The sequence below is a fragment of the Spirosoma horti genome (assembly GCF_054776595.1).
This window is the reverse complement of sequence record NZ_BAAHBQ010000002.1, coordinates 808,758-821,661: the sequence shown is the minus strand read 5'-3', so window position 1 is coordinate 821,661 and position 12,904 is coordinate 808,758. Positions and strand designations below refer to the sequence as shown.

The window sequence follows — 12,904 nt, the reverse complement described above, 5'->3', positions numbered from 1 at the left end:
CATAGTGGTATTCTTCGGCACGAACAAAAGCTTAGTTCTGTGTAAACGTAGCTGAGTTACCCGTTCCGACTTGGCTCGTATTGACAATGTTTGCATTGCCTGTCTGCTGCACCAACAGACTATTGCCCGATCCCTGCTGAAGTGCAAACGTACCTGGTATTCCACTGGCAGCGCGCAGGATGTGTCCATTACCGGTCTGTGTAATATCAGCATTGTTCCCATCACCACCCAACTGATCTAGCTGAGCTACGTTCCCGTTGCCAGTCTGAGTTATTATAGCGGTGTTATCACTGGAGCCCAATAAAACGTTATCAGCACCTTGCCGGATGTGAGCCAGATTGGCAATACCTGCATTTTGAATGATGGTAGCATCATTTCCTGTACCTTTAAATTGATCGATGAATGCTCCGTTCAAGCTACCGCCCACCTGCGTGATCACAGCTTCAGCACTTTTCGAACCGTCGGTTTGTAGGATAGACGCGCCATTCAAAAGACCAGACTGCGTAATGGTGGCCTTATTGTCCTCGGTGGAACCGATACCGCCCGTTTGAGTGATGGTTGCAGCACTCGTTGTACCGGTTTGGTTTATGGTTGCTCCGTTGTGAATCGACTTATCATTCTGATTAACGGTTGCCAGGTTTGCGCTACCCGACTGAGTAACCATGGCCTCATTTTCCTTACTGGCTCCATTCGAACCGGCATTTTGATTGACAGTGGCCGTTTGCGTAAGACCCGATTGACCTACTGTAGCCTTATTATCCCGGCTGGCTCCGTTCCCGCTCCCATTCTGGCGGACAGTAGCCGTCTGGTTCGTGCCAATCTGAGCAATATTTATTTGGTTGTCATGGCTATTATTATTCTGCTGGGTATAAGCCTCGTGATCTGAGCTTACCAAACCGACCAGGCTTGTGCCTGTCTGGCTGATTGCCACCTGATTCCCTTCGCTTGCCCCATCTCCACCAGCGTTCTGCTGAACAATAGCCTCATGACGTAGTCCGGCTTGTGTGACTCCAGCGGTGTTACCATTACTGGCGTTACTACCAGACCCATTTTGAGTAACAGATGCCTGATGACGGAAGCCATTCTGTGTAACCGTCGCACCGTTATTTTTAGAATTATTTGACTGACTAACTGTCGCATCATTGTTATTAGCCACGCTCGCTGATCCGGTCTGATTAACGGTAGCGGTGTTCATCTGGCTATCGTTATTTTGGTCAACCGTCGCGTCATTATTATACCCTGATTGGGTAACCGCTGCGATGTTGTCCTTACTATTACCAGCTGACCCGGCATTTTGATTTACTGTAGCTTCCTGGGTTCTTCCTGTCTGCCCAACGGTTGTCGTGTTGTTGTTACTAGCGTTACCACCAAATCCATCCTGAGTAACGGTAGCCAACTGACTACGGCCACTCTGTGTAACAGTAGCGTTGTTATTCTTCGAATTATCTGACTGGCTAACCGTAGCATCCTGTCCATTATTGTTGATCGAACCAGACTGGGTAACCGTAGCGGTGTTATCCTTACTATTGTTATTTTGGTCGATGGTAGTTGTGTGGTCACGGCCAGTTTGTGTAACGGTAGCCCCATTGCCTTTTGAAGTATTTGATTGGCTAACAGTAGCCTCATTGGCATGAGAAGCTATTGAACCAGACTGGCTAACCGTAGCGGTATTATCCTGACTGTCGTTATTTTGGTAAACTGTAGTCACGTTGTCGATTTCCGACTGAGTGACCGTAGCCGTGTTGCCCTTACTACTGCCAGTTGCGCCAGCGTTTTGTTGAACAGCCGCATTTTGCTTTGTGCCTGTCTGACCAATCGTAGTTTCGTTATCGCTGCTGTTGGAACCAGCATTTGCGTTTTGTTGAACACTAGATGTCTGGTCATCGCCGGTCTGACTTACGTTAGCCTGATTACGAAGGCTGGCTCCGCCTTGAGTATTATCCCCGTTTTGGAGAATAGTAGCCTGATTGTTTGAAGAAACAGGGCCATATACCCCATCAGCCGTAAAGCCTTGGTAGACATTGGCCTGGTTATTTTTGGAGTTGTTCGACTGGCTAATCGTGGTGGTATTATTGGTATTACCGTTCTGCCAAATTTCGGCATTGTTACTTTTACTGAGGTTATTTTGGTTAATGACACCATCATTACCAGTGCCTTGCTGTAAAATACCCGTAAAGTTACCTTCACCACCTGAGGCTCCCACTGTAGCTTGTGTATTACCACCACCACTATTACCTAACGCACCACCATTTTGATTTGTGGTAGCGGTATTACCACTACCCGCTCCCTGGGTAATATATGACCGGTTACCCTTGGAACCATCATTCTGATTCAGTGTGGCAGTATTAAGCGCAGTACCAGTTTGACTGGTCTGTCCGAAATTGCCATTGTTGTTGCCAGCTCCCTGCAACTGGCTAATGATCGAGTTTTGTAAATCGCCATTCTGCTGTTGCACTGCCGTTTGGTTGTTACCATTTTGATTGAGTGTGGCTGTGTTCTGGGCATAACTTGCTGCTACAAAAGCCAATAAGGCTGTGCCAGTGAGAATAATTTTTTTCATAAAAAAAAGGTTTAAAATAAACAGAAAGAAAGGTATTGTAAGATTGATAAAGGCATTATGGGTAGCCTATACATAGCCTGACCGATGTGGTAAACCTGTAAAAAAACAAGCAGCTGGCTTTACTTTCGTTTGCGGCCTGTGGTAGAATCGCGTCTTTTGCTTTTTTTGGCTGGTTCGTCTACGGGTAAAACTGAAGGCATTGACCGCTGGTGTACGCTGATCGAATTACTGCCGTCAGTTTGATTAACAACTGTTTCAGAAGCGCCTGATTGAGAAATACTTACTGATTGACCTGAGCCACCCCCTATTTGACTGCCTTGGTTGATCGTAGCCGAATTACCCGAACCAGATTGTGAGATTACCGCCCGGTTCGAAGCTTGATTTGACTGATTGACGATAGATACATTGCCAATACCCTCCTGAACAACTGTGACTTCATGATTACTTCCTTGCTGATTGACGACAGTTGTATTTTGAGCAGAAGCAGTAGCAGTGGCCAGCATAGCGGTACCAAGAAAAAAGAATGTTTTCATTGAATTCATAATGAGGGTTAAATGAACTTGCTTTAATCAACCATACATTCCATGCTGACTACACTGTATAAAGGCGAATACCTTACACAGATAGGTTTAAACTCTGCCACAGAAGACTGGTATGCTGACGATGTCATCAACAATGGCGGCAACACCACTTATTTGATTTTCAGGAAGTTAATTGGTAGAGCAATTTCCCGTAGGCCCGGGTTACTATCAGTAAGGAAACAGGCAAACTGCCATTTATAGAATGACGATGTCGATTGCCGACAAAGGAGTGAAGAGAATATATTTTCATATCGATGTGTGAATAGTGGCTTCTGCTATAAACAAACTCAACGATAGCAGGTATGATCTTTGCAATTTGCCAATATATAATTGTATTCTATATTGCTGGGCAAAGTTAAAAAGCCAGTTACATTAAACAACTACCATTTAATATATAACAGCAATTTAATGTAACCAATAAGCTATTAATAATAATATAATTATTCATTAAAAAATATAAATAAAGAACTATAAAATTATTAACCCATTCATAATCAACAAATAACACAAATACCTAAACCCAAATTTATATGATTAATCTAGCCCTTACTATATATACATATTTAATTTAATGATAAATTAAACAGATCATAAAGCCTCTTTATTTACTAAACGGTAACTTGTCAGGATATTTTTCATAAAATACTGTCTAGAGCTGCACAAGCAGTATGTTTGCCAGCCTATTCTTCTGTTGGATAAGTTTGATTTTCACCAAGGCATTCTAAATAGCTTTAAAGTGAAGTTGGCTATGAAAAGAAGACTGATTGCTGTATTCAGCAAGTTTCAGTCGCTCTAAGTTGACAAATGCACAAACCGAGACCATTAAATGTAAAGAGTACCCGTACTAATCGGTACAAAGCTTCCATTAGCATGGTCATGTTTGGAGGAGACTTCCGGATTTGTTTTGACAGTGCCTACCGGTGCTTTTTGGTGACTAAGCCGACATTGATATTCTCGCCATTGGTGTACCAGTTGTCAACCAATATATACATGAGGGGAAGAACCTTTTGATGAATCGGGTAAAGCAATTTGTGAAAGGTTTTGGTTTAAGGCACTTTTAAGCCTACTTTTCTATCCTTGAAAAAGGTTTTTGTTTTGTTTAATTACGCCAAAAATTACCACGTCTTCGGACTCAAGTGAAACAAAGTAATTCTCTGCTACTATTGTTTAGCCGATTCTTTTGAGTTTATAAGTACATTTGAAAAATAAAAAGCAAAGAGACCATACTATTTTCTGTTCTCAAGTGTGCATTTGAGAGATTATTACGAGTAAAGATAATATATGATTAAACAACACGTTCCTCAGCAAGCGCCAAAAAGCATTGGCAAAACCCTTCTAGCATCTGTGGCAACCAGTTTAAAAATAGCTAATTTGATTAAACTATTTACTTATAAAAACAGCTATTTAATTGACCAAGGCTGGATTAGAAGTAACAAAGAAGCCAAGTCTGTTGGAAAAGATGGGGAAGACTTACCCTGGCTTACCTATCCATTTATAAATTTCATCGAACCAAGATTAAAAGAAACATTCTTAATGTTCGAATATGGTAGCGGTAGTTCAACTATATGGTTCGCCAAGCATGTAGATAAAGTATACTCTGTCGAACATGATAGAGAATGGTATAATAAAATTTCAAAAAACAAGCCAGCGAATGTAGAACTTACCTTAAGAGAGGTTGATGTAAAAGGAGATTACTCAGCAATTACTTATATGTCTTTGGCTGATGAATCTTCTTATTCTTCGGAGATAAAGAATACCAATAAGTTATACGATATAATATTAATTGATGGAATTTTTAGGGCTAATTCTATCGTCAATTCCGTTAATTCTGTAAAAGAAACAGGTGTAATAATAGTTGACAATGTCGATTATGTAGAATCACAAGAATCAGTAGATTACTTACACAGCTTAGGCTATAGAAGTATTTATTTTTGGGGAATGTGTCCCATTGTTCACCATGATTCTTGTACTGCTATATTTTACAGAGATTTTAACTGTTTAAATATATAAGGCATAAGGTGCTTTTTACCGGCCATATCGAAGCTGGCGCGTTTAAATTATAGGCCATATAGATAGGGTCGTTTCACAAAAATACTATGTGGAAAAATAGTACATATAATACCATAGGCGGTATAATTAGGTTAGGGTTAGGTTTAATTAGTATTCCCTTATTGATAAGGAATTTAGGTACAGAGAATTATGGCCTTTATGCTACTAGCAACGCAATTATAAATATTGCATTATTTTCTGAATGGGCGTTAGCGGCTTCCATTACTGTTTATCATTCAAAAGATATATCATCAATTACGAAAAAGCATACTTTATTTAAAGTTAATAACCTTTCTGTACCTGCCATATACGTTATAATAGTTTCTTTATTGACTACTACTTTAGTTTATTTTAGTATTGATTGGTTAACGTTTTTTTTTAATAATTTAAATGTATCAGAAAAATCTCTACTTATAAGTATTGTACAGATAGGGTCATTTATAATAAGTGTCCGTCTTTTTAGTCAATTTTTCATCGGCCTTCTTCAAGCCAATAAAGCATACGGTATTACCAATATATTCTCTACCTTGCATACGGTAGCGAGCACGTTATTAATACTTTACGTATCCTTTACTTCGAAAGATTTATTATTAATTCAGCTATTACAACTCGTCACAGCGGTAATAATGTTTTTTTTATATTTCATATACTGTTTACATCTAGGGTATTTATCTCACTCATTCTTCACTAAATCAACTAGCAACTCATTTACTCACTTTGTCAAGTATGGATCCAGAATGTTAGTCGCGGCTTTTGGGACTACGCTATTTTCACAGTTTGACCGTTTAATTATTCTTAGGCTATTTGGCTTAGAATGGGCAGGTATATATTCTGCCAGTACATCTATCGCTAATCAGATAAATATAGTCTCTTCCATGCCAATTCAACCTTTATTACCTGTGTTAAGTGAATTTTCTCAAAAAATTAGCAACAATATACTTATAGAGGAAATAATCATAAAGGCCTTTGCTATTAACGCTAGTATAATCCTCATTTGTCTAAGCGGGCTAGCTTTTTTCTCTCCAGAGTTAGTTAATTTTATATTTAAAGCAAGTACCTTGGGCCCAGATTTAATTAGAAAATGTTTGCTTGTAATCGCTATAACATACTCTATTTATTCTTTTAATGCAGTTGGCTATTTTTCTTTACTGGCTTTGGGAAGCGAACGGTTTGTAACAACTATAGTCCTCACTTCAGGGGGGCTCGCCCTATGCGCTATTTATATTTTGTCCGTAAAATTTGGTGTAGTAGCTGGTTGTATAGGTAATATAGGATACAGTTTAACTTTGCTTTTAAATTTTAGATGTATGAAAAAATTGAATATCACCAGTCATAAGCTATTAAAGGGGGTTTACTTGCCAATGATCGTTACACTTTTCATCCATTGTATTAGCTATACTTTTAATAGCTTCTATTTAAATATTATTTTATTTTTATCATTATTATCATTTTTACTATTCACAGTGAAACAATTGATCGGCATAAAGAGCGTATAAGTTAAATTGCTTTCAACCTATATACCAAGGCTGAACATAAAAACCTGTTCATCTTACAATAGAATGATAGTAAGTTAATAATGACATACTTTTCTTTTTTCCAAGTGTCCGAAATAAGCCTTTTTTCGTCAAATATTTCAAGATAGTATATACTTTAATGAAAGGACTGGCCAAAGGCGAAATAATTCTATGCTTACGTTTAGCTTTGTGAATCTCATCAACACACTTATAGGATAATACTGAACTTATACCACCGTCACGCATGCGAACGGTAATTTTAGGTAAATAAGCTGTCTTCAACAAACTCATCGGACGTAGTAGTAACTCATAATCTCCTGAAATTTTGTATGTATCGTCAAATAATCCATAAGTCAAAAATAGTTTCTTTGCGTGAAATGTACCCACATGCCAGGTAATCATCCTTTCTTTGAAAAGTGGCCACGTCCAAGCTTCTCCCAATATTTGTATGACATTCAGTTTTTCATCAGTAAATTCAATTTTAGATGAAACAAAATCCAAACTCTCTTTATCAGGTTGTAAACTAATGTAATTTACGTATGATTCGATTGCATCTGGATAAAGTACATCGTCGGATCCGATAAAAGTAACCCAATCGCCTGATGCCATTTTCAGGCCTTTATTCCAGGCCTCATAAATACCTTTATCCCGTTCGCTTACCGTATACTTAATGTAATTTTTATAACGCTTAATTACGTCAGTTGTACCATCTTTCGATCCACCATCAATAATAATTAACTCAAAATTTTTGTAACTCTGGCTGATTACACTTTTTATTGCGCCCTCAATATATAGAGCACCATTATAAACAGCAATAATTACACTTATTAATGGATTGTATTGATGCATCTGTGCAAAAACAACGGGTTCAAACTACTAATATTTATGTCAGTAGATATGAATTTTTAGATATAACTGTAGTACGTGGTATTACTATACTATATTTTCTACTACATGCTAATGATTTATCTATATGTGTATCCTAATTAAGTGAAAAATTTAGTTTATCACAGGCATAAGAACTAGCAAATTTAGTTTACTTTTTCGGTAGAACCCTTTAAAGATGATATAAAGCTCAAAAAGAGAGAACCAAACTATAAGGTGAAGTAATCTGACTTAGGATATAACTCACAGATCTGATTATTTCTGCTTGGCAAGTTGTTGAAGAGATCCTTGCCCACAAGCGTAAGTCCAAGTACTCACTCCGAAGTATTTCTAATGCGTTGCTACATGTAATAAAGACAGATACCAATAGCGACAGATACCCAATGATTTACTGTATAGCCGCTTTCACACTATTACCTTTAGAAATGCTGCAATGATGGTACATCGACTCAACAAACAGTCAGCCGACTGATGGCGGTAAAAGGCCAGAAAACACCCCCAAACTAGTCAAATCCTTTACTACCAACTAATTAACCCTGGATAACGAAACATGATGCCGAACGGATTTAATAAGAACAAGAGGATAAATCAATACAACATCCTCTCGGCTAAGAGCAAATTATACACTTTGTAGCTCAGTTAACTACAAAGGTAGAATTTTTCAATTCCTACCCATTTTTATAAGAAAGTTCTGTATTCCGGTTTATAAAGATAAGTATTTAGATATACTTTCAAGGAATTTTAAAATACAACTTTCCTAGGCCGTTGTATTGTTTTAAAAGGTAACTTAGTTATACGTTGTCAGGCATTTATATACTTCACGTTCTAAATAGTATTTTCTGAACATAATCGCCAGTCAAGATTCGTTCGGTGAAGGGAACCTTTAATTCGGCTACAACAACCACAGATCTGGCTACGTCTGTGAATTGGCCATAGCGGACCTTTGTCTTAACCAAAACATAATAAGACCATGATCTTAGTAACCGGAGCCACTGGCCAGCTAGGTACCGCCGTCATTCGCCAGCTACTGCAAAAAGTACCGGCCAGTCAGATTGCGGCCTTCGTGCGCGACGAAACCAAAGCCGTCAATCTCATTAAACAGGGTGTGGCTGTACGTATCGGCACCTACGATGACAGCGATACTCTCGACAGCGCTATGCAGGGGATCCGCAGCGTTCTGTTAATTGCGGGTACGGATGAGGAAAAACGAGTGAGCCAACACCAGAATGTCATCGATGCGGCCAGAAAAGCGAATATTAAACGGATCGCCTATACGAGCCGGGCGCTGAAAAACCCTGCAACGCTGGTCAACCAGTTAATGAAAGGCCACTTTCAAACCGAAGAGTATATCAAAGCCAGCGGACTGCCCTATACGCTGTTTAAGAATAGTCTATATATGGATGCTATTCCGCAGTTTGTGGGCGGTGATGCCGTTTTTGAGCGCGGTATCTACGTACCTGCCAGTCAGGGCAGGGTGGCCCTGGCCCTACGAAGCGAACTGGGCGAAGCGATGGCGAATGCGATGGCTTCTACCAATGCCGGCAACCTAACATACTACTTAACGGGTAGTGAGTCGTATTCGTTTTATGACGTAGCCGCTGCCCTGACTACCCTTTCCGGCAAGTCAGTCGCTTACACACCAGCCGAACCAGCCACGTTTGAAAGGCAATTAACTGAACGTGGTTTGCCGGATGTCGTGGCCCGGCGAATCACCGGATTTATAACCGATATTGCCAATGGTCAGGAAGACATCATAAGCCCTGATTTGGAAAACCTGCTTGGTCGAAAGCCGACAGCACTCAAAGAAGGGTTAGCCTCGTTGTATACTCTGTAACACGCATCGCCTGGCTTTATTCATGGTAAAGCCAGGCCATAAAGCCATTTAATTATGCCAACCGAACTGCTTCACCGCATCGACACGATAGCCGCCTATCATCGACTGGCTGGCCTTCCCAAGCCAGCCCACCCGCTCATTAGTGTAGTCAGGTTCGACGATATCAGGCCAAAGGGGCTCGACAGGCCGAAGAGCATTGTCAATAATTTCTATTCAATTGCGCTAAAACGAAATTTCAACGGCCGTATAAAATATGGCCAGCAGGAATATGATTTCGACGAAGGGGTGATGGTTTTCCTGGCTCCCGGCCAGGTGCTCACCGTTACGGCTGATGAGTCCCATGACCATACGGGCTGGTTGTTGATGATTCACCCTGATTTTTTGTGGCATACACCCATGGCCAAACGAATTCGGCAGTACGACTATTTTGACTACTCCATTCGGGAAGCCCTGTTTTTGTCGGAAAAAGAGCAGTCAGTGATCGTCGGCCTTATTCAGCAGATTCAGCAGGAATACCAGGCTCCCATCGATAAATTCAGCCAAAATATTATCATCGCCCAGCTTGACGTGTTGCTGAACTATGCCGACCGGTTCTACCAACGGCAGTTTGTGACACGTAAGATTACTAACCACAACGTGCTAAGCCGATTTGAGACCGTACTTGAGGCTTATTTTAGCAGCACTGAACTTTTGAAAACCGGTCTACCAACGGTTGGGTATATGGCCGAGCAACTCAATCTCTCCCCTACTTACCTAAGCAGTTTACTGAAAACCCTGACCGGGCAAAACGCCCAGCAGCATATGCACGAGAAGCTCATTGAAAAAGCCAAGGAAATGCTCTCGACAACTACCTTATCGATTAGTGAGATTGCCTATGGATTGGGGTTCGAACACCCTCAGTCGTTCAGTAAGTTATTTAAAAATAAGACCAGTTCCTCTCCATTAGAATTTCGTCATTCCTTCAATTAAGATGGCCAATACGATGGAGAAGTAATTTCCCAATACTCTTCCAAGCGTAACGAACGCAGCTACTCGTGCAATCTGGGGGCAGAAACTCGGTCTACATATGCCTGAGACTACTTATTTGTAGGCGTCGATCGGTTTGATCGTACCGTCTGAGTTGTAGGTCAGTTCGGTTACTTTTACGTTTCGTAAATGGGTTTTTCCGGAGAGTTGCACATCGTGATAGAACAGATACCATTTGGGACCCACCTGCACGATGGAATGGTGATTTGTCCAGCCAAGAACAGGTTTCAGCACCACACCCTTGTACGTAAAAGGCCCGTACGGATTGTTGCCGATGGCGTAGCACAGGTTATGGGTATCACCCGTCGAATAGGAGAAGTAATACTTGCCGTTGTATTTGTGCAGCCAGGCCGCTTCAAAAAACCGCTTGTCGTTCTCTTTTTCCAGAAATGGTTTCCCATCCTCATTCAAAATCTGCACCTCCCGCACCGGCTCGGCAAAACTTTTCATATCAGCGCTTAACCGCGCAATGCGAGGCAGATAAGCCACCTCATCTTTCTGTTTCAACGCACCTTTCGGGTCGTACTGATTAGCACTCCAACGTTGTAATTGCCCTCCCCAGATACCCCCAAAGTAGAGATATGCCTTGCCATCACTATCCTGAAACACCGTGGGGTCGATGCTATAGCTGCCTTTGATTGGTTCCGGTTCGGCTTTAAACGGGCCAGTCGGGCTCTTGCTGGTCGCTACACCGATCCGGAAAATATCCTGTTTGTCTTTGACCGGAAAATAGAGATAATACGTACCATTCTTGGCTGTAGCATCAGGTGCCCACAGTTGACGACCCGCCCAGGGAATATCGCTGAGGTCGAGCGCGACTCCGTTATCCTTGACTGGGCCACCAATCTTATCCATCGATAATACGTGGTAATCACGCATGGCGAAATGGCCCCCTTCGTCGTCCTCTTTGACATCTTTGGCATCGATGTCGTGCGAGGGGTAGATGTAAATTTTACCATTGAAGACGTGGGCTGATGGATCAGCCGTGTATATGTGCGATACCAGCGGCTGGGAAATCGGCGTTTTCCCACCACTGGTTTGTGCAACAGCGGTCAGGGAACAACCGATCAGCGTAGCGAGCGTAAGACTTGTGTATAAACGTTTCATAAAAGAAAAAGACAACATCTTAATTTTGAGTTAGTACAATTTGGAAAGCGATGTAACAGAAGGTCATTTTTACAAACTGGTCTCTCTAAAACTCTATTTCTTTAAGGCAATGACCTTTTCGAAAGCAGGCTTGGGCTGGTTGTTCCGGTCAAATAGCAGCGGGTAGCTGGTCCGGCCGCGAATGGGCCAATTGTTGAGCCAGCTCTGGGCATCGTTGACGCCCCAGAACGTTACGCGGGTCACTTTGTCTTTGTGTTTCAGAAACAGCTTGAACAGCGCTTCGTAGTCGGCCGCTAACTGTTGCTGCACACTGTCGGGTAAGGCGTCAGGGTAGGGATTCGACTGGGCGTTAGCAGTCATCCGCTGACCGACATCAGCCCCCTGAAAGTTGCGGGGGAGCACTTCAATATCCAGTTCGGTGAACATGACCTTTACTCCCAAAGCGGCATACTGAAGGATACTTTCTTCAATGTCATTCAGGGGTATTTTTCCTACGTGCCAGTGCCCCTGAATACCCACACCATCGATACGTACTCCGGCGGCTTTTATCTTTTTTATGAGTTGAATACATCCTGCCCGCTTGTTGGGTTGTTCATTGTTATAATCGTTGTAATACAATTCAGTTTTGGGCGCGGCCTGTTGCGCCAGCCGGAAGGCTTCCGTAACGAAATCATCGCCCAGATACTGGAGGAAAACGGATTTCCGCATCGTTCCATCTTCATTGAGAGCTTCGTTGACGACATCCCACGAAAGCACCTTTCCGTCGTAGCGTCCGGCTACCGTTTTGATGTGGTTGGTAAAAAATGTCCGGATGGAATCGGCACTGTGAATGCCCCGAATGAACGACGGTAACTGGCTGTGCCAGATCAGTGTATGACCGTTGATCTGGATGTTGTTCTTTTTTCCAAAGGCAACCAGCTTATCCGCCATCTCGAAATTATACGTATCCCAGCCGGGATGGATCAGCGCCGACTTCATGATGTTTTCCGGCGTAGCCCTGTTGAACTGGCGAACAATGAAAGCCGTCATTTGGGGGTCACGTTCCTCAATCTGCGCGTTGTTCAGCGCCGTCCCAATACCAAAATCTTTTTTGAAGGTGTCCTTTAACGACGGAATAGGTTGCGCCAACGCAGCATTCGGCAGCAGCGACAGATTTGCCAGTACGAGGGCAGTTGCACTAGTAGCAAGCATATATTTTTTCAGGAGCATAAGCTGTGTGATTTTTGAGTTGAGTGCATTGTTAATGGATTGCTGTTTTCCTTTTCGCCAAGTAAGTCTTGCGAATTTTGTCATTCCGACGCCAGGAGGAATCGTAGGGTTGATTTGACTCAAGATTCCTCCTGGCGTC

Annotated in this window: 9 protein-coding genes; 4 read left to right on the top strand and 5 right to left on the bottom strand. The window is 41.9% G+C overall.

The features are described from left to right. Positions 1-31 precede the first annotated feature (31 nt). Positions 32-2,560 carry a beta strand repeat-containing protein gene (locus tag ACYVAM_RS07345; protein ID WP_461065423.1) on the bottom strand — a complete coding sequence of 843 codons (2,529 nt, stop codon included), beginning with the start codon at positions 2,558-2,560 and terminating at the stop codon, positions 32-34. A 119-nt stretch (positions 2,561-2,679) separates the two neighbouring features. After that, on the bottom strand, positions 2,680-3,093 hold the full coding sequence (locus tag ACYVAM_RS07340; protein WP_461065421.1) for a hypothetical protein: 414 nt from the start codon (positions 3,091-3,093) through the stop codon (positions 2,680-2,682). A gap of 1,329 nt (positions 3,094-4,422) precedes the next feature. On the opposite strand from ACYVAM_RS07340, the gene ACYVAM_RS07335 reads away from it, so the two are divergent. Together ACYVAM_RS07335 and ACYVAM_RS07330 are read left to right on the top strand one after the other, a co-directional pair. Then, complete coding sequence (locus tag ACYVAM_RS07335) at positions 4,423-5,151, top strand: O-methyltransferase (protein ID WP_461065419.1); 729 nt, start codon at positions 4,423-4,425, stop codon at positions 5,149-5,151. Between the two features lie 86 nt (positions 5,152-5,237). Beyond that, positions 5,238-6,686, top strand: a complete 1,449-nt coding sequence (locus ACYVAM_RS07330; RefSeq protein WP_461065417.1) for an oligosaccharide flippase family protein — start codon at positions 5,238-5,240, stop codon at positions 6,684-6,686. 48 nt (positions 6,687-6,734) lie between these two features. On the opposite strand, the gene ACYVAM_RS07325 is transcribed toward ACYVAM_RS07330, so the two are convergent. Beyond that, complete coding sequence (locus tag ACYVAM_RS07325; protein WP_461065415.1) at positions 6,735-7,553, bottom strand: glycosyltransferase family 2 protein; 819 nt, start codon at positions 7,551-7,553, stop codon at positions 6,735-6,737. A 1,006-nt stretch (positions 7,554-8,559) separates the two neighbouring features. On the opposite strand from ACYVAM_RS07325, the gene ACYVAM_RS07320 reads away from it, so the two are divergent. Both ACYVAM_RS07320 and ACYVAM_RS07315 read left to right on the top strand, forming a co-directional pair. Continuing rightward, positions 8,560-9,423, top strand: coding sequence for an SDR family oxidoreductase (locus ACYVAM_RS07320; RefSeq protein WP_461065413.1), 864 nt, complete (start codon positions 8,560-8,562; stop codon positions 9,421-9,423). A gap of 54 nt (positions 9,424-9,477) precedes the next feature. Beyond that, complete coding sequence (locus ACYVAM_RS07315) at positions 9,478-10,392, top strand: helix-turn-helix domain-containing protein (protein WP_461065411.1); 915 nt, start codon at positions 9,478-9,480, stop codon at positions 10,390-10,392. A 111-nt stretch (positions 10,393-10,503) separates the two neighbouring features. Here ACYVAM_RS07315 and ACYVAM_RS07310 read toward each other — a convergent pair whose 3' ends face one another. Continuing rightward, positions 10,504-11,556, bottom strand: a complete 1,053-nt coding sequence (locus tag ACYVAM_RS07310; RefSeq protein ID WP_461065409.1) for a glycoside hydrolase family 43 protein — start codon at positions 11,554-11,556, stop codon at positions 10,504-10,506. Between the two features lie 93 nt (positions 11,557-11,649). Next, complete coding sequence (locus tag ACYVAM_RS07305; protein WP_461065407.1) at positions 11,650-12,765, bottom strand: endo-1,4-beta-xylanase; 1,116 nt, start codon at positions 12,763-12,765, stop codon at positions 11,650-11,652. Positions 12,766-12,904: the final 139 nt, after the last annotated feature.